This window comes from Microbacterium sp. LMI1x-1-1.1 (assembly GCF_040676205.1).
In the GTDB taxonomy this organism is placed as follows: Bacteria; Actinomycetota; Actinomycetes; order Actinomycetales; family Microbacteriaceae; genus Microbacterium; species Microbacterium aquilitoris.
On the sequence record NZ_JBEGHM010000001.1, the window covers coordinates 1 to 24,786 of the forward strand.

Annotated in this window: 25 protein-coding genes; 10 read left to right on the forward strand and 15 right to left on the reverse strand. The window is 69.9% G+C overall.

The genetic code is table 11. From position 1 onward, the window contains the following. Positions 1-302 precede the first annotated feature (302 nt). Positions 303-1,805 (reverse strand): IMP dehydrogenase, encoded by a 1,503-nt coding sequence (gene guaB, locus MRBLMI1x_RS00005; protein WP_018187253.1) that lies wholly within the window; start codon positions 1,803-1,805, stop codon positions 303-305. A 229-nt stretch (positions 1,806-2,034) separates the two neighbouring features. Between guaB and MRBLMI1x_RS00010 the strand changes: the two genes are divergently transcribed. From MRBLMI1x_RS00010 to MRBLMI1x_RS00025, 4 genes are read left to right on the forward strand one after another with little or no spacing between them, the layout of a single operon-like run. Beyond that, positions 2,035-3,354: a branched-chain amino acid ABC transporter permease gene (locus tag MRBLMI1x_RS00010; protein ID WP_018187254.1), complete on the forward strand. Its 1,320-nt coding sequence runs from the start codon at positions 2,035-2,037 to the stop codon at positions 3,352-3,354. 6 nt (positions 3,355-3,360) lie between these two features. Beyond that, complete coding sequence (locus tag MRBLMI1x_RS00015; RefSeq protein ID WP_018187255.1) at positions 3,361-4,341, forward strand: branched-chain amino acid ABC transporter permease; 981 nt, start codon at positions 3,361-3,363, stop codon at positions 4,339-4,341. After that, positions 4,331-5,362: an ABC transporter ATP-binding protein gene (locus MRBLMI1x_RS00020; RefSeq protein WP_018187256.1), complete on the forward strand. Its 1,032-nt coding sequence runs from the start codon at positions 4,331-4,333 to the stop codon at positions 5,360-5,362. Before MRBLMI1x_RS00015 ends, MRBLMI1x_RS00020 begins: the two co-directional genes overlap by 11 nt. Further along, positions 5,359-6,126 carry an ABC transporter ATP-binding protein gene (locus tag MRBLMI1x_RS00025; RefSeq protein ID WP_018187257.1) on the forward strand — a complete coding sequence of 256 codons (768 nt, stop codon included), beginning with the start codon at positions 5,359-5,361 and terminating at the stop codon, positions 6,124-6,126. The genes MRBLMI1x_RS00020 and MRBLMI1x_RS00025 overlap by 4 nt, the downstream gene beginning before the upstream one ends. 170 nt (positions 6,127-6,296) lie before the next feature. Here MRBLMI1x_RS00025 and MRBLMI1x_RS00030 read toward each other — a convergent pair whose 3' ends face one another. The 3 genes from MRBLMI1x_RS00030 to groES all read right to left on the reverse strand — a co-directional run bounded on the left by MRBLMI1x_RS00030 (position 6,297) and on the right by groES (position 9,184). Further along, positions 6,297-7,655, reverse strand: a complete 1,359-nt coding sequence (locus MRBLMI1x_RS00030; RefSeq protein ID WP_363454709.1) for an ABC transporter substrate-binding protein — start codon at positions 7,653-7,655, stop codon at positions 6,297-6,299. Between the two features lie 156 nt (positions 7,656-7,811). After that, positions 7,812-8,750 carry an EamA family transporter RarD gene (gene rarD / locus MRBLMI1x_RS00035; protein WP_018187259.1) on the reverse strand — a complete coding sequence of 313 codons (939 nt, stop codon included), beginning with the start codon at positions 8,748-8,750 and terminating at the stop codon, positions 7,812-7,814. A 137-nt stretch (positions 8,751-8,887) separates the two neighbouring features. After that, positions 8,888-9,184, reverse strand: coding sequence for a co-chaperone GroES (groES, locus tag MRBLMI1x_RS00040; protein ID WP_017203655.1), 297 nt, complete (start codon positions 9,182-9,184; stop codon positions 8,888-8,890). 151 nt (positions 9,185-9,335) lie between these two features. Between groES and MRBLMI1x_RS00045 the strand changes: the two genes are divergently transcribed. Further along, positions 9,336-10,535 (forward strand): class I SAM-dependent methyltransferase, encoded by a 1,200-nt coding sequence (locus tag MRBLMI1x_RS00045; RefSeq protein ID WP_363454713.1) that lies wholly within the window; start codon positions 9,336-9,338, stop codon positions 10,533-10,535. Between the two features lies 1 nt (position 10,536). On the opposite strand, the gene MRBLMI1x_RS00050 is transcribed toward MRBLMI1x_RS00045, so the two are convergent. The 8 genes from MRBLMI1x_RS00050 to MRBLMI1x_RS00085 are packed head-to-tail and all read right to left on the reverse strand — an operon-like array spanning position 10,537 to position 15,959. Beyond that, entirely contained in the window at positions 10,537-11,031 is a 495-nt protein-coding gene (locus MRBLMI1x_RS00050) for a hypothetical protein (RefSeq protein WP_363454716.1), read from the reverse strand. After that, a complete protein-coding gene (gene tsaD / locus MRBLMI1x_RS00055) occupies positions 11,028-12,086 on the reverse strand; it encodes a tRNA (adenosine(37)-N6)-threonylcarbamoyltransferase complex transferase subunit TsaD (RefSeq protein ID WP_363454719.1) in 1,059 nt (352 codons plus the stop codon). Before tsaD ends, MRBLMI1x_RS00050 begins: the two co-directional genes overlap by 4 nt. A 1-nt stretch (position 12,087) precedes the next feature. Next, positions 12,088-12,585, reverse strand: a complete 498-nt coding sequence (rimI, locus tag MRBLMI1x_RS00060) for a ribosomal protein S18-alanine N-acetyltransferase (RefSeq protein WP_363454722.1) — start codon at positions 12,583-12,585, stop codon at positions 12,088-12,090. Continuing rightward, a complete protein-coding gene (gene tsaB / locus MRBLMI1x_RS00065; protein ID WP_363454725.1) occupies positions 12,582-13,250 on the reverse strand; it encodes a tRNA (adenosine(37)-N6)-threonylcarbamoyltransferase complex dimerization subunit type 1 TsaB in 669 nt (222 codons plus the stop codon). Before tsaB ends, rimI begins: the two co-directional genes overlap by 4 nt. Before the next feature lie 39 nt (positions 13,251-13,289). Continuing rightward, complete coding sequence (gene tsaE, locus MRBLMI1x_RS00070) at positions 13,290-13,793, reverse strand: tRNA (adenosine(37)-N6)-threonylcarbamoyltransferase complex ATPase subunit type 1 TsaE (protein WP_336124650.1); 504 nt, start codon at positions 13,791-13,793, stop codon at positions 13,290-13,292. Further along, complete coding sequence (alr, locus tag MRBLMI1x_RS00075) at positions 13,790-14,905, reverse strand: alanine racemase (RefSeq protein WP_363457768.1); 1,116 nt, start codon at positions 14,903-14,905, stop codon at positions 13,790-13,792. Before alr ends, tsaE begins: the two co-directional genes overlap by 4 nt. Before the next feature lie 23 nt (positions 14,906-14,928). Then, complete coding sequence (locus tag MRBLMI1x_RS00080; protein ID WP_065570889.1) at positions 14,929-15,285, reverse strand: holo-ACP synthase; 357 nt, start codon at positions 15,283-15,285, stop codon at positions 14,929-14,931. 53 nt (positions 15,286-15,338) lie between these two features. Beyond that, positions 15,339-15,959: a low molecular weight phosphatase family protein gene (locus tag MRBLMI1x_RS00085; RefSeq protein ID WP_363454730.1), complete on the reverse strand. Its 621-nt coding sequence runs from the start codon at positions 15,957-15,959 to the stop codon at positions 15,339-15,341. A 70-nt stretch (positions 15,960-16,029) separates the two neighbouring features. On the opposite strand from MRBLMI1x_RS00085, the gene MRBLMI1x_RS00090 reads away from it, so the two are divergent. After that, the gene (locus tag MRBLMI1x_RS00090; protein WP_363454732.1) at positions 16,030-16,842 is read left to right on the forward strand and encodes a CPBP family intramembrane glutamic endopeptidase; all 813 of its coding nucleotides are present in this window, start codon (positions 16,030-16,032) and stop codon (positions 16,840-16,842) included. 28 nt (positions 16,843-16,870) lie between these two features. Here the strand turns inward: MRBLMI1x_RS00090 and MRBLMI1x_RS00095 are convergent, their stop codons facing one another. Further along, positions 16,871-18,181: a UDP-glucose dehydrogenase family protein gene (locus tag MRBLMI1x_RS00095; protein WP_363454735.1), complete on the reverse strand. Its 1,311-nt coding sequence runs from the start codon at positions 18,179-18,181 to the stop codon at positions 16,871-16,873. Between the two features lie 222 nt (positions 18,182-18,403). On the opposite strand from MRBLMI1x_RS00095, the gene MRBLMI1x_RS00100 reads away from it, so the two are divergent. Beyond that, positions 18,404-19,048: a hypothetical protein gene (locus tag MRBLMI1x_RS00100; protein ID WP_363454738.1), complete on the forward strand. Its 645-nt coding sequence runs from the start codon at positions 18,404-18,406 to the stop codon at positions 19,046-19,048. 1 nt (position 19,049) lies between these two features. On the opposite strand, the gene glmS is transcribed toward MRBLMI1x_RS00100, so the two are convergent. Then, entirely contained in the window at positions 19,050-20,900 is a 1,851-nt protein-coding gene (gene glmS, locus MRBLMI1x_RS00105) for a glutamine--fructose-6-phosphate transaminase (isomerizing) (RefSeq protein WP_026302898.1), read from the reverse strand. Between the two features lie 158 nt (positions 20,901-21,058). On the opposite strand from glmS, the gene MRBLMI1x_RS00110 reads away from it, so the two are divergent. Together MRBLMI1x_RS00110 and MRBLMI1x_RS00115 are read left to right on the forward strand one after the other, a co-directional pair. After that, positions 21,059-21,553, forward strand: a complete 495-nt coding sequence (locus MRBLMI1x_RS00110; RefSeq protein ID WP_116227441.1) for a CAP domain-containing protein — start codon at positions 21,059-21,061, stop codon at positions 21,551-21,553. A gap of 81 nt (positions 21,554-21,634) precedes the next feature. Beyond that, complete coding sequence (locus tag MRBLMI1x_RS00115; RefSeq protein WP_363454743.1) at positions 21,635-22,090, forward strand: VanZ family protein; 456 nt, start codon at positions 21,635-21,637, stop codon at positions 22,088-22,090. An 18-nt stretch (positions 22,091-22,108) separates the two neighbouring features. On the opposite strand, the gene coaA is transcribed toward MRBLMI1x_RS00115, so the two are convergent. Further along, positions 22,109-23,056 carry a type I pantothenate kinase gene (coaA, locus tag MRBLMI1x_RS00120; protein WP_018187275.1) on the reverse strand — a complete coding sequence of 316 codons (948 nt, stop codon included), beginning with the start codon at positions 23,054-23,056 and terminating at the stop codon, positions 22,109-22,111. A gap of 132 nt (positions 23,057-23,188) precedes the next feature. Here coaA and MRBLMI1x_RS00125 point away from each other — a divergent pair, with 132 nt between their 5' ends. Beyond that, positions 23,189-24,763 (forward strand): glycoside hydrolase family 5 protein, encoded by a 1,575-nt coding sequence (locus MRBLMI1x_RS00125; protein ID WP_363454747.1) that lies wholly within the window; start codon positions 23,189-23,191, stop codon positions 24,761-24,763. The last annotated feature ends 23 nt before the right edge of the window (positions 24,764-24,786 follow it).

A 24,786-nucleotide genomic window follows, 5' to 3' on the forward strand; every position in this document is an offset into this window, starting at 1 on the left:
TTCTCTACCTTAGGACGAGCCTCTGAAACCGTCAAACCCGACACGCCGATGATCTCGAGAGATCGTGGAGTTCGGATGACGGCGAAGAGCACGTCCCGATGACCCGTCCTAGACCTGAGGTCAGACCCAATCGCAGAGCGACAGTTTCTTCTTGGAGGGGGTGGTCCGCCAGCTTGAGGGGGCGGCGGGCTTTTCAGCCTCTCGCTCTTCCCTGTGGGGCGAACAAGTAATAAGTTACGCGGGGATCGGGGACTCGGCAAATCTGCCTCGCATCCCGGGCGTGTCGAGCCCCCGGATCCCTGTCAGCGCTTGTAATTCGGCGCTTCGACGACGATCTGCACGTCGTGCGGGTGGGACTCCTTGAGGCCCGCCGAGGTGATCCGGACGAACTTGCCTCGGGCCTTGAGCTCCTCCACGGTGCGCGCGCCGACGTAGAACATCGACTGCCGCAATCCCCCGACCAGCTGATAGGCGACGGCGGAGACCGGTCCGCGGTACGCGACCTGTCCCTCGATGCCTTCGGGGATGAGCTTGTCGTCACTCGGGACGTCCGCCTGGAAGTAGCGGTCCTTCGAGTACGAGGTCTTCTTGCCGCGCGTCTGGAGCGCACCGAGGGATCCCATCCCCCGGTACAGCTTGAACTGCTTGCCGCCCTGGAACACCACTTCACCCGGCGACTCATCCGTGCCGGCGAGGAGAGAGCCGAGCATGACGGTGTCGGCGCCGGCGACGAGCGCCTTCGCGATGTCACCGGAGTACTGGAGTCCGCCGTCCGCGATGATCGGGACGCCGGCTTCCCGCGCGGCGAGGGATGCCTCGTAGATCGCGGTGACCTGCGGGACGCCCACGCCGGCGACGACGCGGGTCGTGCAGATGGACCCCGGACCGACGCCGACCTTGACGGCATCCACTCCCGCGTCGATGAGAGCCTGCGCACCCTCGCGGGTGGCGACGTTCCCTCCGATCACGTCGATGTGCGCGAACGACTCGTCCGCCTTGATGCGCTTCACCATGTCGATGACACCGGCCGACTGACCGTTGGCCGTGTCGACCACGATGACGTCGACCCCGGCATCCCGCAGCGCTTCTGCGCGCTCCCATGCGTCCCCGAAGAAGCCGATCGCGGCTCCCACACGAAGTCGTCCCTGGTCGTCCTTGGTGGCGAGCGGATACTTCTCGCTCTTGTCGAAGTCCTTGATGGTGATGAGGCCGGCGAGCTTGCCGTCGTCGTCGATGAGCGGGAGCTTCTCGACGCGATGATGCGCGAAGAGGGCGATCACCTCGTTGGCCCCGATTCCCACGTGCCCCGTGACGAGACCCTCGACGGTCATGACGTCGCGCACCTTGGTGGTCTGACGCTCGAAGCCCGAGACGAAACGCATGTCGCGGTTCGTGACGATGCCGACGAGCTTGCCGTCGTCGTCGATGACCGGGAGTCCCGAGATGCGGTACTGACCGCACAGGGTGTCGACCTCTTCGATGGTCGCGTCGGGAGTCGTCGTGATCGGGTCGGTGATCATCCCCGACTCGCTGCGCTTGACGCGATCGACCATCTTGGCCTGATCGGCGATGGAGAGGTTGCGATGGATGATGCCGATACCGCCCTCGCGTGCGATGGCGATCGCGAGGCGGGCCTCGGTGACGGTGTCCATCGCGGCGGACAGGAGCGGAGTCGCGACGGTGATGCGCCGCGTGACCCGGGAGGAGGTGTCGGCCTCGGACGGGATGACGTCCGTGTGGCCGGGCAGCAGGAGGACGTCGTCGTACGTCAGTCCCACGAATCCGAACGGGTCGTTGTGCTCCATGTGCTCTCCTGCGTCGATCGGCTTGTCTGAATTCTAAGGCGCACGAGCCTCGATTCATTCCCCGCGTGCGTCGCCCTTGATATAAGGCGCAGGCGAGGTCGCGCGAAACGACGGAGTGTCGATGGTTGCGGCAGGGAAACACACCCGCAACAATCGCTGGATACGGTCGTGTGGCGCCGGGGGCACCCGTACCTCTGCGCGCTGGCCATGCTTCAACCAGGAGGTGTCGGTGACGACCACCCGCTCTGTGCGCGCCCACGATCGATGGCGACGCGCACTCGTAGCCCTTATCGCCGGAGTCTTCTCCGGCGCACTGCTGTTCGGGCTGGCGAATCCCGCCGCCGCCGACACGAAGAGCCCGGAGACCTTCCCGTTCGCGGTGCAGGGCAACGTCCGTGTCGCCGGCGACCCCGTCGAAGGCGCGACGGTCGTCGTGACGGGCGGCGAGTACACCGGCGAGGCGAAGACGGCGGCCAACGGTTCCTGGCGCGTGCCGGTCCCGACGAAAGACGTCCCCTACACGGTCGAACTCGTGAAGGACTCGCTTCCGAGCGGGGTGGCCGCTCCGGAAGGGTTCGCGTTCACGCAGGAGGTGACGTTCGGCCCCACGAGCAACGTCACCCGTAACTTCACCCTCGGTGCAGCGGAGCGGACGACGACCTCGTTCCTCGACCAATTCCTGTCCCGAGCGGTCAACGGCCTCAACTTCGGACTGATGCTCGCCCTGGCGGCGATCGGCGCCTCGCTGGTGTTCGGCACCACGGGACTCTCGAACTTCGCGCACGGCGAGATGGTCACGTTCGGCGCACTCGCCGCGCTCTTCTTCTCCGTCGCGGTCAACATCCCGATCTGGGTCGCGATCCCCCTCGCGGTGGTCGCCTCGGCGCTCTTCGGGTACGGAATGGACGCCGGACTGTGGCGGCCGCTGCGCCGCAAGGGGATCGGCACCGTGCAGCTCATGATCGTCTCGATCGGCCTCTCGCTCGCGCTGCGCTACATCTTCCAGATGTTCGTGGGCGGTGGCACGGTCAACCTGCCGGGCAGGGCGACGGCCAACATCCCCGGCCTCGGACCCATCAGCCTGTCGGTCACCGACGTCGTCAGCATGGCCGTCTCGGTCGTCGTTATCATCGCGTTCGCCTTCTGGCTCATGAGGACCCGCATCGGACGGGCGACCCGTGCCGTATCCGACAACCCGTCGCTCGCCGCGGCGAGCGGCATCGATGTCGACGCCGTCGTCCGCATCGTGTGGGTGATGGCGGCCGCGCTGGCCGGACTCTCGGGTGTGCTCTGGGCCTACTTCCGTCCCGGCATCAAGTGGGACATGGGCACCAGCATCCTGCTGCTGGTCTTCGCCGCGATCACGCTGGGCGGTCTCGGCACCGCGTTCGGCGCGCTCGTCGGCTCGATCATCGTGGGTCTGCTCGTCGAGGTCTCGACGCTCTGGATCCCCTCCGACCTGAAGTACGTCGGCGCGCTCGTCGTGCTGATCGTCATCCTCCTGTTCCGTCCGCAGGGTCTCCTCGGACGCCGAGAGCGAATCGGATAACGGCTCATGGACTTCCTGCAGATCCTCAACAACACGGCGGCTCAGATCCTGTCGCCGGTCACGCTCGGCTTCGTCCTCGCGGCCATCGGTCTCTCGGTGCACTTCGGTTTCGCCGGGCTGCTCAACATGGGTGTCGCCGGCTTCATGGCGATCGGCGCCTATGGCTTCGCCATCTCGACGCTCACCTTCGGCCTGCCGTGGCCCGTCGCGGCTCTCGTCGGCCTCGTCGGGGCGGTGCTCTTCTCGATCGTCATGGGCATCCCGACGCTGCGCCTCCGCGGTGACTATCTGGCCATCGTCACGATCGCCGCGGCGGAGGTGGTGCGCCTGCTGTTCCTGACGGCGACCTTCCGCGAGACGACGGGATCAGCCGACGGCCTGGTCGGTTTCCAGGCCGACTTCCGCGCCAGCAACCTGCTGCCCCCGGGACGCTACGGCTTCGGTCCGTGGACGTACCAGTCGGACCAGTGGTGGGTGATCATCATCGGCATCATCACGATCGCGATCGTCGTGACGTTGGTCTGGCTGTTGATGCGGAGCCCGTGGGGCCGCGTCATCCGCGGCATCCGTGAAGACGAGGACGCCGTCCGCTCGCTCGGCAAGAACGTCTTCGCGTTCAAGATGCAGGCGCTCATCGTCGGCGGCGTCATCATCGCCGCGGGCGGCATCGTGACCGCCCTCGGCACGAACGTCAACCCGAACGTCTACGTGACGTCCCAGACGTTCTACGTGTGGACCGCGCTGCTGCTCGGCGGCGCCGCCACGATCTTCGGCCCGGTGCTCGGCGCGGTGCTGTTCTGGGTCGTCCGCGCGTTCCTCTCGAACCTCCTGCCCGCGCTGTCGAAGATCGGCGTCCTGCCGTTCCTGACCTCCGAGCAGAGCCAGATGCTGGTGTTCGTCCTCGTGGGTGTCGCCCTCATGGTCCTGGTGATCTTCCGGCCACAGGGAATCCTCGGAAGCAAGAAGGAGCTGACCTTTGTCCGCTGACGTCGCACCCCCCGCACCGCGTCCCAAGGCGACCGGCCTCCACAAGGGCGAGATCCGTCCGGGCGTGGAGAAGGTCGATCCGATCATCGTCGCCGACGGCGTGAAGCGCATCTTCGGCGGACTCACCGCCGTGGACGTCGACCACGTCGAGATCCCCCGGAACGCCATCACCGCCCTCATCGGACCGAACGGCGCCGGCAAGACCACGCTGTTCAACCTCCTGACCGGCTTCGACAAGCCGAACCAGGGTCAGTGGTCGTTCGACGGGACCAACCTCGCCGGGATCCCCGCCTTCAAGGCCGCTCGCATGGGCCAGGTCCGGACCTTCCAGCTGACGAAGTCCCTGGGGCTCCTGACCGTGCTCGAGAACATGAAGCTCGGCGCGCCCGGCCAGGGCGGCGAGAGCATCTGGCGCGGCATCCTCCCCTTCCTGTGGCGCAAGCAGGAGAACGAGATCGAGGAGAAGGCCCGTGGCCTGCTCGCGCGGTTCAAGCTCGACGCCAAGGAGAAGGACTTCGCCGCGTCCCTGTCGGGCGGGCAGCGGAAGCTCCTCGAGATGGCCCGCGCGCTGATGAGCGACCCGACCCTCGTCATGCTGGACGAGCCGATGGCCGGTGTGAACCCCGCACTGACGCAGTCACTGCTCGACCACATCCTCGACCTGAAGGACCTCGGCATGACCGTGCTCTTCGTCGAGCACGACATGCACATGGTCCGCCACATCGCCGACTGGGTCATCGTCATGGCCGAGGGCAAGGTCGTCGCCGAAGGTCCGCCCGACACCGTCATGAAGGAGCAGGCCGTCATCGACGCGTACCTCGGTGCGCATCAGGATGTCGACCTGGGCGTCGTGACGGGCCGTTACGCCGGTGAGCTCACCCCCGAGGCGGAAGAGCTCCTCGAGGCCCAGCACGAGCTGCAGGAGGCGGTCGAGGCGGATGCCACTACCCACGCCGCGGAGGATTCCTCGGCGCCAGGCACGCCCGCACGCGCTGCGGACCGGACGGAGGACGACAAGTGAGCGACACCGCAGCATCCCCCGTCGGCGGCACCTCGACCGCGGCGACCGAGAACGTCGTCGAACTCCGGGACGTCCACGCCGGATACCTTCCGGGCGTCAACATCCTGAACGGCGCGAACCTGACCGCCGCGAAGGGCGAACTCATCGGCATCATCGGACCCAACGGCGCCGGTAAGTCGACCATGCTGAAGGCGATCTTCGGACAGGTGAAGATCCGCTCCGGAGCGGTCACGCTCAACGGCGAGGACATCACCGGCCTGCGCGCGAACAAGCTCGTCTCCAAGGGCGTCGGGTTCGTGCCGCAGACCAACAACGTCTTCCCCAGCCTGTCGATCGCCGAGAACCTGCAGATGGGCGCCTACCAGCGCCCGAAGGTCGTGGCGGAACGGATCGACTTCGTGACGTCGATCTTCCCCGACCTCTCCAAGCGTCTGCAGCAGCGTGCGGGGTCGCTCTCGGGCGGCGAGCGACAGATGGTCGCCATGGGTCGAGCCCTCATGATGGACCCCTACGTCCTGCTGCTCGACGAGCCGTCGGCCGGACTGTCGCCGTCGCGTCAGGACGAGGCGTTCCTGCGGGTCTCGGAGATCAACAAGGCCGGCGTCACCACGATCATGGTCGAGCAGAACGCACGTCGTTGCCTGCAGATCTGCGACCGCGGCTACGTCCTCGACCAGGGGCGAGACGCCTACACGGGCAGCGGGCGCGAGCTCTTGAACGACCCCAAGGTCATCGGCCTGTACCTGGGCACGCTCGGAACCTGACCGCTCCGCACAGCGACGCATGATGCCCCCGGCCTGCAGGCCGGGGGCATCATCGTTCGCCCGGACGACTCGGATGCACCGGCGCCGATTTCTTACGACCGCCGCGCGCACGAGAGAGCGGCCCCGGTCCGAAGACCGGGGCCGCTCGAGTACGTCAGCGGCGGATCAGATCAGCCGAGGTTGAGGAACGAGTAGTTGTTGTCCTCGCCGTACTGGAAGATGCCGATCGTGGCGCCCTGCGGGTCGCCCACCTCGTCGAAGGTGATCGGGCCGGAGACACCGTCGTAGTCGGCTACCTCACCGGCGTTGATGATGTCGGCGCACTCGGCGTAGGTGGTGCACTTCGTGCCCTCACCGGTGCCACCGGAGACCTGCTGCAGGTGCGCGGCGACGTCGGGGCCTTCGGCCGATCCGGCTTCGAGGGCCGCCAGAGCGAGCAGGATGACCGCGTCGTACGACTCGGGGCCGTACGTGAAGTCCTTCAGCTCGGGCTTGCCGGTACCGGTCCAGTAGGAGTTCAGGTCTTCCCGGAAGGTCGCCGTGCTCGTCGGGTCGACGGCCGGGTACGTGCCCTTGGCACCGGTCAGGGTGCCAGCGTCGAACTCGTCACCGAAGTTGGCGAGGTTGCCGTCCACGAAGTACATCTTGTCCTTCGGGAAGTCGGCCGCCACCAGCTCGGGGATGATCGTCTTGACCTCTTCGAACGTGATCAGCGCGATCGCGTCGGGGTCGGCCGCCAGAACGGTCTCGACCTGCGACGAGAAGTTCGTGTCGCCCGTGTTGTACAGGGCGGCCGAGACGACGGAGCCGCCGGCCTCTTCGAACGCGGCCTTCGCAAAGCACGCGAGACCAGTGCCGTACGAGTCGTTGAGGATGATCATGCCGACCGTCTCAGCGCCGTCACCGGCGATGAGGTTGCCGAGAACCTGCCCCTGGAGCACGTCGGAGGGGGCGGTACGCCAGTAGAGGCCCTTGTCCTTGTAACCCGTGAAGGCGGCCGAGGTGTTGGCGGGCGAGAACTGGATCGCGTCGGCGGCGATGACCTGGTCGATGAACTGCAGCGACGTGCCGGACGAGGCGGCGCCGATGATCGCGGTGGCGCCGGCGTTCAGCAGACGCGGGATCTCGGTCTCGTACGCCTTGTTGTCGGTGTCACCCGAGTCACCCTGCTCCAGGTTGATGGTGACGCCCTTGTCGGCCTTGTTGACCTCGTCGGCGGCGAACTCGGTGCCGGCGATCTCGGGCGGGCCGAGGAAGGCGAGGTTACCGGTGACGGGCAGGGCCGTGCCGATCGTGTACGTGAGGTCCTTCGCCGGACCCTCGGAGGTGGACGCGTACTCCGGCGTGTAGGACGCGGGCGCTGCCTTGTCGCAGTCCACCGGGAAGTCTGCTTCTGCAGCAGGGGCCGCGGCGCTCGAGCCGGCGGGTGCGGGTGAGCCGGAACAACCGGCCAGGACCAGTGCGCTCGCGCCGATCAGGGCGAATGCGCCCATGACCTTTGCCGTGCGCGATCGGGTGAGAACGCTCATTGTGCTCCTTGCTGTGGTGACACGAGTCGGATCGGGTCCGGCCCGGTGTGATCAACCTAGCGGGGAGGTCGTCTCGCGAGTGTTGCCGTTCGTTAACGATGTGTAACGAGGTGGGCACGCTCCCATAACGGTCGGGAAAGCGGCATCCGATGCGGTTCAGACGGGGTCGGGAACGGCTGTCACGGCGCGCGTACGCTGGCGACGCGAGGCCAGGAGCGAGTCGACGGCGAACACCGCGATCGCCACCCAGACGAGCCCGAATCCGATCCATCGCTCGAACGGCATGGGTTCGTGCAGGATGAGCACGCCCGTGAGGAACTGCATGATCGGCGCGATGAACTGCAGGATGCCGACCACGGTCAGCGACGTGCGTCGGGCTCCGGCGGAGAAGAAGAGGAGCGGGATCGCCGTGATGGCTCCGGCCAGGAGGAGCAGGATCGTGTGGCCGGTGCCCTCGCGCCCCATCGTGAGCCCCGACGTCACTCCGACCGCGACGAGCTGGATGACGGCGATCGGCACGAGCCAGAAAGACTCGAGCGTGAGGCCGCTGACGGCATCCACCGACGGTCCGATGCGCTTCTTCACCAGCCCGTAGGTCGCGAAGCTCGCGGCGAGGGTCAGGGCGATCCACGGCACGTTGCCGACCGCCACGATGATGACGACGACAGCCGCGGCGGCGATGCCGACGGCGGTCCACTGGGCGGGGCGCAAACGCTCCTTCAGCACGATCACGCCGAGGAGCACGGTGGCGATCGGGTTGATGAAGTAGCCGAGGCTCGTCTCGACGACGTGACCCGTCAGGGTGCCGATGAGGAAGACCTGCCAGTTGACGTAGATCAGGAGACCGGCGACGAGGGTCCAGAGCAGGAGCCGACGATCGCGGAGGATGACGCGCATCCGCCCCCAGCCGCGGGTGACCGCGATCAGCGCGACGCAGAAGACGAGGCTCAACACGATGCGCCAGCCGACGACCTCCCACGGCGTCGTTGGCGCAAGGCTGACGAAGTACAGCGGGAGGAAACCCCAGAGCACGTACGCCGAGAACACGAAGATCCCCCCGAGGGACTTCTCGCGGGCGGTCTCCTCGGGTGTCATGAGTACGAGCCTACGACGGTCATGACAGCTTGCGCGTCATGGCGACTGCCGACGTTCGCGCGGATCCTGCCATCGGCAAGGCAAAAGCACAGGGCCCGGATGCCGAAGCATCCGGGCCCTGTCGAAGGTGCTGCGTGTCAGCGGACGACGACCGCGAGGACGTCGCGAGCCGAGAGCACGAGGAACTCGTCGGCGCCGAACTTGACCTCGGTGCCGCCGTACTTGCTGTACAGGACGCGGTCGCCGACGGCGACGTCGAGCGGAACGCGGTTGCCGTTGTCGTCGATGCGGCCGGGGCCCACGGCCACGACCTCGCCCTCCTGGGGCTTCTCCTTGGCGGTGTCGGGGATGACCAGGCCACTTGCGGTGGTCTGCTCGGCCTCGACCTGCTTGATGACGATGCGGTCTTCGAGCGGCTTGATGGAAACCGACACGGTCTACCTCTTTCTTGCTGGTGGGGTCCTGCTTCAAGACTCATCAGCACTCGCTTGTCGAGAGTGCTAACGAAAGTCTAGGGCGCGGTTGGCACTCATGCAACGCGAGTGCCAACCGAGGTCCGGATGCCGCACGGCCTAGGCTGGCCGGATGGAACAGGCCGAGCTCACCGCCCTCCTGACCGCCCAGGGATTGCGCATGGTGGACGAGGTCGGACCCCTGGCATCCACCACCGAGGTCGCCGCCGCCGTCTCGCGCCTGCGCGCGGCCGGCCACTCCCCCGATCTCGTCTCGGCCGTCGTCGGCCAGGCCCACCTGCGGGTGCGCGCTGCGGCGAAGTTCGGCCCGTTCGCGGACCGCATGCTGTTCACCCGGGCGGGTCTCGAGCAGGCCACGCGGCTCGAGGTTGCTGCGCGTCACGCGGGGCGGTTCCGGGATGCCGGTGCGCACCGCGTCGCGGACCTCGGCTGCGGCATCGGGGGCGACGCTCTGGGGCTCGCGGGCATCGACTTGGACGTGCTCGCGGTCGACGCGGACGAGACGACGGCCGCGCTCGCGGCGTACAACCTCGCCCCCTTCGGCGAATCGGTCACCGTGCGGCACGGCCGTGCCGAGGAGACCGACCTCGACGGGTGGGATGCGGTCTGGCTCGACCCGGCCCGGCGCACCGCCGGCCATTCCGAGACCTCGCGCACGGCGCCCGAGGACTGGTCGCCGTCGCTGGACTGGGCCTTCGACCTCGCAGGACGGATGCCGGTGGGCATCAAGCTCGGCCCCGGACTCGATCGCGACCTCATCCCCGACGACGCCGAAGCGCAGTGGATCAGCGTCGACGGCTCGACGGTCGAGCTCGTGCTCTGGTCGGGATCGCTGCGCCGCGAGGACGTCCGCCGGTCGGCGCTCGTGCTGCGCGGCGGCAGCGCCGCAGAGCTCACCGCGCCCGGCGACACCGACGACGAGCCCGTCCGCGACCTCGGTGCGTTCGTCCACGAGCCCGAGGGCGCCGTCATCCGCGCGCGCCTCATCGGCGAGGTCGCACGGAGCCTCGACGCCGGCATGCTCGGCGGCGGCATCGCGTACCTCACCTCCGACACCCCGCTCACGAACCCGTTCGTCCAGTCGTTCCGGGTGCGCGAGGCCCTCCCCCTCAAGACCGGCGCCATCGATGCGGCGCTTCGGAAAGCCGACATCGGCACGCTCGAGATCAAGAAGCGCGGCGTCGACGTCGACCCGGCGCAGTTCCGGCGCAAGCTCACGCTGCGGGGCGCGGCATCCGCCACCCTCATCCTCACGCGGATGGGCGAGGGGCGGGACGCGAAGCGGGTCGCGATACTGGCCGACCGGGTCTGACTCAGCCGACCAGGGCGCCCTGCGTTCCGGCCCACCACAGCCACCCGGCGCTGTACAGCAGGGACGCGATGCTGAGCCCGAGACCCCAGTACGCGGTCTCGCGCTTCTCCCACGGCCGGCGGAGGGCGAGGACCGCGAGGACGACGCCGATCATCCCGACCGGGAAGCCCCAGCCGACGAAGCACGCGAGGACGAGACCGAGCGCGCCGAACAGCAGCGACCAGCCCGCGCTCCGCGGCAGCACCGGCGCCGGCGGGATCCACCGCACGTCGGGCGAGGCTTCCTCGTCGGGGTCCGGGTGCACGGCGAGGGGCGGCGCGACGGGGAGCGGCTGGGTCAGCTCGCGCCGGAACCCGCCGCGGTGCGCCCCCGGGAGCGCGGAATCGGTCGGCGCGGACGCGACGTCGACGGACGGCGGCTCGACGACCGGACCCTGAGCTGAAGAGGCGGGGCCTCGTGACGGGGAGGCGGGGGGCGGCATCCGCTCGTCGGTCATGAGGACGTCGCCACCTGGATCGTCGTGACCGGCAGTGTGGAGTCGGCGCCGAAGGCGAGGGTCGAGGCCGGGCGGCCGCTCATGATCAGCTCCGAGGCGAGAGCGGCGATCATCGCTCCGTTGTCGGTGCAGAGCGAGAGAGGCGGGATGCGGACGGCGACCCCGGCGGCCTCGGCGCGCTCGAGCGCGACGTCGCGCAGACGCCTGTTCGCGATGACGCCACCGCCGAGCAGGAGGCGCGGCACGCCGTGGCGGGCGCAGGCGTCGAGGGCCTTCGTGACGAGGACGTCGACGACCGCTTCGCGGAAGGATGCCGCGACGTCGGGCACCGACACCGGTTGCCCCGTCGCCTCGTGCTGTTCGACCCAGCGCGCGACGGCGGTCTTGAGCCCCGAGAACGAGAAGTCGTACCGGTGCTCGGCCATGTCGGAGGCCCGGGACATGCCGCGCGGGAACCGGATGGCGTTCGGGTCCCCGGTGGACGCTGCGCGATCGATCTCGGGTCCGCCGGGGTAGGGCAGACCGAGGATGCGGGCGATCTTGTCGAAGGCTTCGCCGGCGGCGTCGTCCATCGTCTCGCCGAGGAGCTCGACGTCCGAGACGAGGTCGCGGACGAGCAGGAGCGACGTGTGTCCGCCGCTGACGAGCAGGGCGACGGTCGGATACTCGACCTCGTCGCCGGTCAGGATGTCGGCGGCGATGTGGCCGACGAGGTGGTTCACGGCATAGAGCGGCCTGCCGAGGCTGACGGCGAGGGCCTTCGCCGCGCCGACGCCGACCATGAGCGCACCGGCGAGACCGGGACCGCTCGTGACGGCGACCGCGTCGATGTCGGCGAGGGTCACCTGCGCCTCGGCGAGCGCCGCCTCGATGGCGGGCTGCAGGGCCTCGAGGTGGGCGCGGGCGGCGACCTCGGGGACGACGCCGCCGTAGCGGGCATGCTCGTCCATCGAGCTCGCGATCGTGTTGGACAGCAGGGTGCGGCCGCGGACGATGCCGATGCCGGTCTCGTCGCAGCTCGTCTCGATACCCAGGACGAGGGGTTCGCGCGTCATGTCAGCACCAGCCCTTCTCGGCCGTCGGGGCAGCCGTGGTCCGTGCCTCCCAGGCGACGAGGTTCAGCTGCATGACGACCGCGTCGACATCGTCGGGCTGGTAGTACCGGGGGCGGCGGCCGACCTCGAAGAAGCCCTCCGACAGGTACAGCGCCGTGGCGCCGGGGTTGTCCGCCCGCACCTCGAGGAACATCTCCCGCGCGCCGCGGCTGCGGGCGGTCGTCAGCAGCTCGCGCAGCAGCGCGCGCCCACGGCCGTGACCCCGCGCGTCGGCGGCGATCGCGATGGTCTGGATGTCGGCATCCGCTGCGCCCTGCACGGCCCGCACTCCGCCGTAGCCGACGAGTCGACCGGCCTCGATGTCGACGACGTAGCGACCATGGGGCGAGGCGAGCTCGCCGGCCATGAGCGCATCGCTCCAGGCGTCGGTGGGGAACGAGGTGCGCTCGAGACGCATGATGTCGTCGAGGTCGTCGCCGGTGGCCGTGCGGAGGGTCACTGGCCGACCTTCTTCCGCGGGCCGGGCATGGTGACGTCGGGGGCGCGCAGGTACAGCGGCTCGCCGAGGTCCTCGACGCGGCCGGCGGCGACGGCGCGCGCCGCCACGAGGGCGACCATGGCGCCCGGGATGACCGTCGTGTCGCGACGCTCGGCGCTGTGTTCGGCGAGCGCGGCGTCGACGTCGTCGCGCTTCACGAGCGTTGCCTCGGTCATGCGCATCGGGAGCCCGTCGTCGTCGATGCCGTCGTAGACCGTGAACGCGAACTCCTTGCGGCGGGCGTCGGTGACGACCGCGAAGCGGGGGACGTCGGCGAACGGGTCGGCGAGCAGCACGGCGAGGGCGGCGGCATCGTGGCTCCGCACCGGGACGACCGGGATGCCGCGTCCCAGGGCGAACGCGCGCGCCGCCGCGATCCCGACCCGAAGCCCCGTGAACGGGCCCGGGCCCATGCCCGCGGCGACGTGGGTCAGGGCGACGGCCTCGGGAGCACCCGTCGCACCGATGGGGCCGTGCGCGGCATCCGTCATCGCCGTCTCGAGCAGCGTGCCGATGATCTCGGCGTGGCCGAGGGCGTCGGCGCTGGCGGCATCCGCTCGCACCGCACCGTCGGCGTCGATCACGGCGACGGCCGTGCCGAGGGAGGTGTCGATGCCGAGGATCACAGGATCAAGGGTATCCGGGCGGGCGGCGGCCGAGCGGCGTCAGGGGCGGCGCGTGACCGTCACGATGCGCGGAGCGGCGTCCTCGAGCTCGGCGGCGTAATGGCCGGTGGTGCCGCAGGCGTTGTCGATGCCGGTGCCGCTCCACCCGCGTTCGATCTCGAGCTCCCACCATGTGTCGACGAGCCCGTCGACCATGTCGCGCCCCCACTCGACGATCGTGACGGCGTTGTCGGGGTCGAGGCCGAGGTCGTCGAGCTCGGCGGGCGAACCGAGCCGGTAGGCGTCGACGTGCACGAGCGGCGGGCCGCCGACCTCGGACGGGTGCGTACGTGCGATGACGAACGTGGGGCTCTGCACGGGACCGCGGATGCCGAGACCCGCACCGATCCCTCGGGTCAGGGTCGTCTTGCCCGCCCCGAGCGGACCGGTCAGCACGATCAGGTCGCCGGCGGTCAGGACGGCGCCGAGCTCGCGGCCGAGGGCCTCCATGTCGTCCGGCGAGGCGATCTCGCGACGCCCCTCGAACTGCTCGATGCCGGTCACGACCGTACCTCCCGTCGCGGAACGCGCGGGCCGATGCGCGTGACGATCTCGTAGTTGATGGTGCTCGCCGCGTCGGCCCAGTCGGTCGCGGACGGCACGCCCGTGGCCGGGTCACCGAAGAGCACGGCCTCGTCGCCCACCTGCACGGGCTCGTCGCCCGCGTCGACGACGAACTGGTCCATCGCGATCCGGCCGGCGACGGGGAACGTGCGTCCGCCGATCGAGACGGGACCCGCGCCGGATGCCGCGCGCGGCACGCCGTCCGCGTAACCGATCGAGATGAGCGCGAGCGTCGACTCGCGCTCGGTGCGGTGCAGGTAGCCGTACGAGACGCCCTGGCCCGCGGGCACCCGACGGACGGCGGCGACGGACGCGCGGAGGGTCATGGCGGGGCGGAGACCGAGGTCGGCCGACGAGCGGTCCTCGAACGGTGACAGCCCGTAGATCGCGACGCCCAGACGGACGCAGCCCAGCCGCGCTTCGGGCAGGCCGATGGCAGCGCGCGAGGCGGCGATGTGGCGCAGCCGCGGCCGGAGACCGGCGGACTCGGCGGCGGCCTGGGCGACCGTGAAGCGCGAGAGCGCCGTGCGGTCGTCGTCGGACGACGTGTTGGAGAGGTGGCTGAAGATGCCGAGCACCTGGATGACGCCCTGACGCTCGTATTCCGCCGCTTCGGCGAAGACCGCCCCGTAGTCGGCGGGGGCGATGCCGTTGCGGCCGAGGCCCGTCTCGACCTTGAGCTGCACGGTCACCGGACGATCCGTCGATCCGGCGCGCGCGGCGGCGCGGAGCTGCTCGAGACTCGAGACGCCGAGCTCGATGTGCGCGGCGGCGGCCGCGGCGAAATCGGTGCCCGGCGCGTGCAGCCACGCGAGCACGGGCGCGTCGATCCCGGCATCCCGCAACTGGAGAGCCTCGGGGATGTCGGCGACCGCGAGACGCGCCGCTCCCCCGGCCAGCGCGGCACGGCCCGAGCGCTCCGCGCCGTGACCGTACCCGTCGGCCTTGACCACGGCGATGACCTCGGACTCGGTGAGCCGTGCGAGGTGGCGGACGTTGTGCTCGATCGCGCCGACGTCGATGACCGCTTCGCGCGCGATGCCCTCCGGCATCCGGTGAGGGAGGGGCATCCGGGTCATGACGCGGACTCCGCGATCACGTACGCCGTCGCGAGTCCCGCGTCGTGCGAGAGCGACAGGTGGACGGTGGCGATGCCGCGGCTCGCGACCGTGGCTGCGGTCTCGCCGGACAGGGCGAAGACGGGACGGCCCGAAGGCTCGGAGGCCACCTCGATGTCGGTCCAGTGCACGCCCTCGGATCCGCCGAGCGCCTTGATGAGCGCCTCCTTCGCGGCATAGCGAGCCGCGAGCGAGTGGGGCTTGAGGGTCTGCTCGGATGCCGTGAACAGCCGCGTCATGAGCTTCGGCGTGCGCTCGATCGAGCGCTCGAACCGCGGGATGTCGACGAGGTCGACACCGATTCCGATGATCATCCCGCCTCCTGTCGCCGCGCGCTACGGCATCAGATCAGGATATCGGGCGCAGCTCAGCCGACGGCGAGCCGCACGACGCGTTCGACGGCGTCGAGGCCGGGCGAGAGCTGCGCGTCCGAGCGGGCGTACGTCTCGCGGGAGCGGCCATACGGGTCGACGACGTCGTCGTCGGTCGGGTCGACGGGCGGGAGGACGAGACCCCGCTGCCCGCCGAGGACGGCGAGCGCGCCGCGCAGCCGGTCGCGAGGGTCGTCGCCGGTTGCGCCGGCCCTGATCGCGTCGTCGGATGTCGCGGCGGCGAGGCGCTCGAACTCACGGATCGTGAACGCGACGCGGAGCTTCGCCGGGGCGAGCTCGACGATCGCGCGGCGGTGGTCGCGGTCCATCGCGAGGACGAGGTCGGGCTCGCGCAGCAGCGCCTCGGTGAGGTAGCGCGATCCGTGCGCCGCGATCTGCTCGGTGGGCACCCCGTGGGCGACGGCGAGCTCGACGGCCTCGCGCGGCATCCGATCGCCCTGTCGGGCGCGCACACCGGCGCTCGTCGCGGCGACGCCGAGATCCCCGAGGCGGTACTGCAGGACGAGAGCGGCGAGCGGCGACCGGCAGATGTTGCCCGTGCAGACGGTGAGGATCTGGATCACGCGGAGCCCTTCGAGACGGATGCCGCGGCTCATCCCGCGCCCTCTGCGTGGCGGAACGGGGTCCCGCGACGGGACGCGGACGGGCACCCGATACGGTAGGCCCGTGCAGGATCAGCTTAGCGACGGCGACCCGTCCCCCCTCGCGGACGCCGAGGCGCCCGATCCCGCGCTCGAAGCGGACACTCGAGGCAAGCCGCACCGCCGCCGCGGCCGGCGCCGCCGCACCGACTGGCGGCTGGGGGGAACGGCCGTCCGCACGTGGAACGGCGGGCTGCTGATCGTCGCGCTCGTCAGTCTCGGTGCTGCCATCTTCGCGGGATCGCTCGTCACCCTGCTGTGGCGCTCCCCATGGGCGCCGCTGGCGTCGACCGCGATCCTCTGGGTCGGGATGATCGCGCCGGTCGTGGTCGCGTTCCGCCGGGGACGTCCGGCCGGGCTGCTGCGGTTCCGACCGGCCGACCTCGTCTACGCGCTCACGCTCGGGCTCGCACTGCGCGTGCTCGACGGCTGGGTGACGGATGCCGCGTCGCAGCCGTTCCCCCGCGCGACGCTCACGCCGTACTGGCTGTGGACGGATGCGGTCCCGGCGGGGCTCGTCGGGCCCGTCGTGGAGGAGTTCTTCTTCCGCACCGTCATCCTCGTCGCGGTCTATTCGCTGCTGCGCCGCCCCGTCGGCCGCGCGTCAGCGGCGATCGCCGCGGTCCTGGTCTCGACGGCGAGCTTCATCCTCATCCACGTCGTCGACGGGTCGCTTCCGCTCAGCGAGTCCATCTCGGTGGGCGCGGTCGGCCTCGTGTGCGCGACTCTCGTCATCTTGACGGGACGCATCTGGGGTGCCGTGCTCGTGCACCTCGTCTACAACGTGACGATGCTGCTGCTGATCGCTGCCGGATCGGTCGTCGCGACCGGCCAGTGACGCCACCCGCCCGCGACCGGACCGCCTGTCAGGGGCGACCCATTCCGTAGTAGGTCCATCCGGCGGCGCGCCAGGCGGCCGGGTCGAAGGCGTTCCGACCATCCACGACGACGCGCCCTGCGGCGAGGCTCGCGGCGTGCTCGGGCGTGAGGTCACGGCGGTACTCATCCCACTCGGTGACGAGGACCACGGCGTCGGCTCCGGTGAGGGCCTCGTCACGGTCGGCGACGTAGGTGAGCTGCGGGTGCTGACGACGGGCGTTGTCGATCGCCTCGGGATCGGTGAGCGAGACGACCGCGCCGAGCCCGTGCAGACGGACGGCGACGTCGAGACCCGGCGAATCACGGGTGTCGTCGGAGTAGGGCTTGAACGCGGCGCCGAGGACGGTGACCTTCTTGCCGTGGACGCTGCCGCCGAGGCCCTGGACGACGAGTTCGACGGCGCGCTCGCGGCGGCGCATGTTGATGTCGTCGACCTCGCGCAGGAACGCGACCGATTCACCGCGGCCGAGCTCTTCGGCACGAGCGGAGAACGCCCGGATGTCCTTGGGGAGGCATCCGCCGCCGAAACCGATGCCGGCGCCCAGGAAGCGGCGGCCGATGCGCGCGTCGTGCCCGATGGCGTCGGCGAGCATCGTGACGTCGGCGCCGGCGACCTCGGCGATCTCGGCCATCGCGTTGATGAAGCTGATCTTCGTGGCGAGGAAGGCGTTCGCCGACACCTTGACGAGTTCGGCGGTGGCGTAGTCCGTCACGATGAAGGGCGTGCCCTTCGCGACCGACGGGTGATACACCTCGCGCAGGATGCCGGTCGCCCGCTCGCCGTCGGGCCCCGCCGGCACTCCGGCCACGAGGCGGTCCGGGTCGACCGTGTCCTGCACCGCGAACCCCTCGCGCAGGAACTCGGGGTTCCAGACGAGGGTCGCGCCGGTGTCGGTGATGCGAGGGGCGAGGGATGCCGCTGTGCCCACCGGCACGGTCGATTTGCCGGCGACGATGTCCCCCTCGGAGAGGTGGGGCAGGAGCGCGTCGACGGCTGCGTTCACGTAAGTGAGGTCAGCGGCGTACCCGCCCTTGACCTGCGGGGTGCCGACACCCACGAAGTGGACGGCAGCACCGGCGGCGGCGGCGAAGTCGGTCGTGAACGTCAGTCGCCCCGAGGCGATCCCGTCCGCGAGGATCTCGGACAGTCCGGGCTCGAAGAACGGCGCCTCGCCGGCCGCGAGAGTGGCGATCTTCCGCTCGTCGATGTCGATGCCGACGACCTCGTGGCCGATCGATGCCATGGCGGCCGCGTGAACGGCGCCCAGATAACCGCATCCGATGACAGACAGTCGCATGAAGAGTCCCCCTCGTCGAAGCGCCGGATGGAAGGCGCCTCGCTCTGTGTACCAGATCGGTGTGTCCGCCGCTTATCGCGCCTGTGTCGCGCAGGCTCCCGGAACCATCAACGCCGCACCGGAATCACGCTCGACGGGCAGGGGCGGGATGGATATCGTGGGCGGACAGCCGCGTCGCGACTTCCGAGTTCTGACATCACCTCACCCGAAGAGGACGTCACAGTGAGCACCTCCGCAGAAGGGCTTCCGGAGGGCGGATCCGTCCAGCCCTCTCCCGCACCCGCGCCCAGATACACCCCGGACGACCGGGTGGCACCCGAGGACGCGTCGCTGCTCTGGCCCGAAGCCCACCTCCTGGCCGAAGCACCACCCGGATATCGACCTCTCGAGATGCCCGCGCCCTGGGAACCCGAGACCAGGGAGCCCGAGATCAGGGAACCGGAACCGGCCGCGCGGGCCTCGGCACCACCGCCGGCCCCCGAACCGTGGCCGTACGCGCCCTACGCCCCTACCGCGCAGCAACCGCCGACCCCCGAACCGCCGGCGCCGCACGCACCGGCACCGGGTTACGTCATCTCGGCGCCCTACGAGGGTGCCCCGGCGCCCTCACCCGAGCGGACGGGACGTCCGGTCGCTCCTGGTCAGCCCCCGGTGCTGCGCAGCTTCCGCGACCTGCGCACCGGTCCGCTGGAGGGACGGGAGTTCTCGTCCATGAAGGACTTCGCCGTCGCCGCCGTCCTCGAAGCGGGCCATGCCGAGGCCGACGTGGCCCGGCTGTTCCGTTTCGCGCCGTGGCAGCTGCGCGCGTGGGTCGACGAGGCGCGCGGCGCGTCGTTCGGTCCCGGCAGACGCCCGGACCCGGCCTGACTCACTCGACGGTGACGGACTTCGCGAGGTTGCGGGGCTGATCCACGTCGAGACCCTTCGCCGTGGCGAGGCCCATCGCGAAGATGTGCAGCGGCACGACCGCCAGCAGCGGCTCGAACAGCGGACCCGCGAGCGGGATGCGCAGCACCTCGTCGGCGAACGGGAGGACGGCGGCATCCCCCTCTTCGGCGACGGCGATGACGCGGGCGCCGCGGGCGCGGATCTCCTGGATGTTCGACACGACCTTCTTGTGCAGCTCACTCGAGGCGCGGGGCGACGGGACGATCACGAAGACCGCCTGACCGGGCTCGATGAGCGCGATGGGGCCGTGCTTGAGCTCGCCGGCCGCGAAGCCCTCGGCGTGGATGTAGGCGAGCTCCTTGAGCTTGAGCGCACCTTCGAGGGCGATCGGGTAGCCGACGTGACGACCCAGGAACAGCACCGACTGGGTGTCGCCCATCCAGCGGGCGAACTGCTCGATGTGTTCCTGCTCGGTCTCGAGGACACGCGAGATGCCGGCGGGAATCGCCTCGAGCTGGGCGACCGCGTCACGGGAGACGTCCGCCGAGAGCGAGCCGCGCACGCGACCGATGTGGAGGGCCAGCAGGTACAGCGCCGTGATCTGGGCGACGAACGCCTTCGTCGAGGCGACGGCGACCTCGGGGCCGGCGTGGGTGTAGACGATCGCATCGGACTCGCGCGGGATCGTCGCCCCCTGGGTGTTGCAGATCGACAGCGTCTTGGCGCCCTGCTCGCGGGCGTACTTGACGGCCATGAGCGTGTCCATCGTCTCGCCCGACTGCGAGATCGAGACGACGAGGGTGTCGGGGCCGATCACCGGGTCGCGGTAGCGGAACTCGTGGGCGAGCTCGACGTCGACGGGGACGCGCGTCCACTGCTCGAGCGCGTACTTGCCGACCATGCCCGCGTACGCGGCCGTGCCGCAGGCGATGACGATCACACGGTGGATGCCGGCGAACAGGTCGTCGAGCCCGTCGAGCTCGGGGATGACGACGGCGCCGTCGTGGAGGCGCCCGCGCAGCGTGTTGGCGACGGCCTCCGGCTCTTCCGAGACCTCCTTGGCCATGAACGAGGACCAGCCGCCCTTCTCGGCGGCGGAGGCATCCCACACGACCTCGAACGGTTCGACCTCGACGGCGCCACCGGCGAAGTCGGTGACCTCGACGCCCTGGGGCGTGATCGCGACGATCTGGTCCTGACCGATGGCCAGCGCGTTGCGGGTGTGCTCGACGAAGGCGGCGACGTCGGAGCCGAGGAAGTTCTCGCCCTCGCCGAGCCCGATCACGAGCGGCGAGTTGCGGCGAGCGCCGACGACGAGGCCGGGCTGGTCCTGGTGCATCGCGAGCAGCGTAAACGCGCCCTCGAGGCGGGCGACGACGGCGCGGAAGGCGGCCACGAGGTCGTGGGATGCCGCGAACTCGCGCCCGAGCAGGACGGCGGCGACCTCGGTGTCGGTCTCACTCACGAAGGTGTAGCCCTCCGCGAGGAGCTCGTCCTTCAGCTCGGCGAAGTTCTCGATGATGCCGTTGTGGATGACGGCGAGCTTGCCGTCGTCGGCGAGGTGCGGGTGCGCGTTGACGTCGGTCGGTCCGCCGTGCGTGGCCCAGCGGGTGTGACCGATGCCGGTCGTCCCGTCCACCATCGGGTGGGCGCTGAGGTCGTCGCGCAGCACCTGGAGCTTGCCGGCGCGCTTGCGCATCTCGAGGTCGCCGTCCGCGTCGATCACGGCGATACCGGCGGAGTCGTAACCGCGGTACTCGAGGCGGGCAAGACCCGAGAGGAGGATGGCCTGACTGTCACGAGGCCCCACGTATCCGACGATTCCACACATGGGCTCCATGCTAGGCGCGGGCGACTGGGACTCCGCCGCGCGGCGCCGCACCGGGCGCGTCGCCGGGCGCAAGGACTTGGCGGGCGCGGCATCCTTTGGTACCCATGAGGCACCGTGTCCCCCGCACGGTCGTGCCCCCCAACACGATGGAGTCCCCCATGCCCGCATCCCCCCGCGTCCGACGACGGTCGGCGCTCGCCCTCACGGCCGCCCTCGCCCTCGGCTTCGCCGTCGTGCCCGCCGGAGTCGCCTCGGCGGCGGTGTCGACCTCGTGCACCGGGACGACCCAGGCCGCCGTGCAGAAGCGCATCCTCACCGACGTGAACGCCGCACGGAAGGCAGGCGGCAAGAAGGCGCTGACTCTGAGCTCCGCCATGTCGAAGGTGGCCGTCACCTGGTCGGGCAAGCAGGCCGCCGCCAACAGGATGAGCCACAACCCGAAGTACTCGTCGCAGATCCCGTCGGGCTGGACGAGGGCGGGCGAGAACGTCGCCTTCGGGTACGCGCCGTCGAAGGTCACGCCCGCGTGGATGAAATCCGCCGGACACCGCGCGAACATCCTCGGGTCGTACAACCGCATCGGGATCGGTGTGGCCTGCTCGTCGAAGGGCCTCCCCTTCTACACGCAGGTCTTCGGGTATTACCCCTCCTGACTCGGCGGTGATGCGGCATCCGCTCGCGCCGTAGACTCGTCGACCACCGCAGCGTCGCGTCCTGTCCCGTGAGGAGGACCGATGCCCGACGCCGTCCCGCCGCCGCAGATTCCGCCGAAGCCGCCGCTGCCGCCGAAGCACCGGCGGGCGTCGACCACCGCCCCGGTGCTCGTGCTGGCCGGTTACCTGCTAGCGCTGGCGGTCATCGCGTTCTGGCCGACGCCCGTCGACGCCGGCGTGGCTCCCGTGATCGACGCACTGTCGCGCCGACTGCCGGCGATCACGCGCCCCCGGGTGGAGTTCGCGGCGAACGTGGCCCTGTTCGTCCCGTTCGGGGTGCTGCTGACGCTGATCCTCCGCGGCGCGAAGGAACTCGTGCTGCCGATCGCCCTCGTGGCGACGGTGACGATCGAGTGCACGCAGGCGCTCGTCCTGCAGGCCCGGGTGCCGAGCGTGCTCGACATCGTCGCGAACGTGACCGGCGCCAGTGTCGGGATGCTGGGTCTCGCCGTGTGGCAGCGGGTCAGACGCCGCTGAGCCACCGGCCGGGCGCGGTCAGAGCTTGCGGAGCCGGACCGTCTCGACCGTGTGGTTCGCGCCCTTCTGGAGGACCAGCTTCGCGCGGTGCCGCGTGGGCTCGACGTTCTCGCGCAGGTTCGGCAGATTGATGTCGTTCCAGAAACCGAGGGCGAGCGAGACGGCCTCGTCGTCGGAGATGTCGGCGAAGACCTTGAAGAACGAGTTCGGGTTCGAGAAGGCGGCTTCGCGGAGGGCGAGGAACCGCTCGACGTACCACTGCTCGATGTGCGTCACGTCGGCGTCGACGTAGATGGAGAAGTCGAACAGCTCGCTGACGGCGATGTCGTGCGGGTTCGGAGCCGACGCGAGCACGTTCAGGCCCTCGACGATGATCACGTCGGGGCGGCGGACCGTCACCTGCGCATCGGGGATGATGTCGTACCGCATGTGCGAGTAGTAGGGCGCCCGAACCTCGGGCTCCCCCGACTTCACGGCGACGAGGAACTCCACGAGCGCGCGACGGTCATAGGACTCGGGGAACCCCTTGCGGTCCATGATCCCCCGCCGTTCGAGTTCGGCGTTGGGGTAGAGGAACCCGTCGGTCGTGACGAGTTCGACACGGGGCGTGCCGGGCCACCGGCTCATCAGTTCGCGCAGCAGACGGGCCGCCGTGGATTTCCCGACGGCGACGGACCCGGCCACGGCGACGATGAACGGTGTCGTCGCATCCTCCTCACCGACGAAGCCGGCGGTGTCGGCGCCGAGTCGCTTGGTGGCTGAGGCGTACAGGGACAGCAACCGACTGAGGGGAAGGTAGACCTCCCGCACCTCGGTGATGTCGAGGCGGTCGCCGATGCCGCGCAGCTGCACGACCTCGGTCTCGGTGAGGGGCTGCTCCATTCCGGCGGCCATGCGCGCCCATTCGGCACGGGGGATCTCGCGGTACAGCGAGTCGATGGTCGTCGGCGTCTCATCGGGGGACATTGCCGCAACTCTAGTCCGCCCCGGCGAGCGCCCCCGCGTGCGGAGGCCGGCCAGCGTCGCGGGCGCGCGTACCGTACGCTGAGCATCGATGTCCACCCGCGGCCGTTCAGCCGCTCTCACCAGAGGTTTTCGATGCTGCGACGTGTCCTGGCGGTCCTTGCCGCAGTGGTGCTGACGGCATCCCTCACCGTGCCCGCGGCGCCCGCCGACGCGGCGACCGCCCAGTGGCTGCGCACGAGCGGCGCGAAGATCCAGGTCGCCGCCACGGGTGCGACCTTCACCGTCAAGGCGACGTCCTGGTTCGGCATGGAGACCGACACCTGCGCGCCGCACGGACTGTGGTCGATCTCGCTGAAGCAGGGCATGGCGCAGATCGCGGGGATGGGCTTCAACACGATCCGGCTTCCCTTCGCCAACGAGTGCCTCACCCGCAAGACGGCCAACTCGGTGAACCAGGCACTGAATCCGACGCTCGCGACGGCCTCGCCGCTGAAGATCATGGATGCCGTCGTCGCGACGGCGCGTGCCTACGGCATCCGGGTCATCCTCGACCGTCACCGCCCGGGGACCGATGCGCAGTCCGAGCTCTGGTACACCCCGCAGTACTCCGAGAAGCGGTGGATCTCCGACTGGAAGATGCTCGCGCAGCGGTACCGGAACAACTCCACCGTGATCGGCGTCGACCTGCACAACGAGCCCCGGGGCGCGGCGTGCTGGGGGTGCGGTGACCGCTCGCGCGACTGGCAGGCGGCCGCCGTCCGTGCTGGCAACGCCGTGCTTGATGTGAACCCGCATCTGCTCGTCATCGTCGAGGGCGTCCAGAACGGTCCCGACGGCAGCGCCACGTGGTGGGGCGGGAACCTCCGCGGCGTCGCGAAGAAGCCGGTCACCCTGAAGGTGAAGAACCGGGTCGTGTACTCCCCTCACGAGTACCCCTCGTCGATCTCGGACCAGCCGTGGTTCCACAACGCCGACTACCCCGCCAACCTCCCCGGCGTGTGGGAGAGCAACTGGGGCTACATCGCGTCGAAGAAGATCGCCCCCGTCCTGATCGGGGAGTTCGGCACGAAACTGCAGACGTCGTCCGACAAGAAGTGGCTCGCGAAGCTTGTCGGCTACATCAAGGACCGCGGTCTCGGTTGGGCGTACTGGTCGTTCAACCCGAACAGCGGCGACACGGGCGGTCTGCTCAAGGACGACTGGGTCACCCGCGACAAGGACAAGCTCGCCGCGCTGAAGCCGATCCTGACGCCGAAGAAGGTCGCCTACCCGGCCGCTCCCGCACCGGCACCGTCGCCGCTGCCTCCGCAGCCGTCGCCGCAGCCGTCGCAGCCGGGGAACACCCCGCCGCCGACGGTGGGGCAGTCGTCGAGCGCCTCGTCCAACGGCGTCTCGGCGACGCTCACAGTGTCGAGCGCGTGGCCCGGCAAGTACCAGGTCGCCCTCGCCCTCACCGCGTCCTCGAGCGCGAAGGTGAAGGCCTGGACCGCCTCCTGGGCCTCCCCCGGCGCGACGGGAGCCGACAGCGCGTGGGGCATGGCCTGCCGCGTCACGAAGCCCGGCACCGCGAGTGCTCGAGTTGCCTGCTCGGGCATCGAGTGGGGCGTGGCGAACCTCTCGCAGGGCGCCCGGGTCGAGGTCGGGGCGATCCTGAACGCCTCGAAGCCGCCGGCCAAGCCCGTGCTGTCGCTCTCGGTCACCCGCTAGCGCCCGAGCGCGCGGCCGGACTG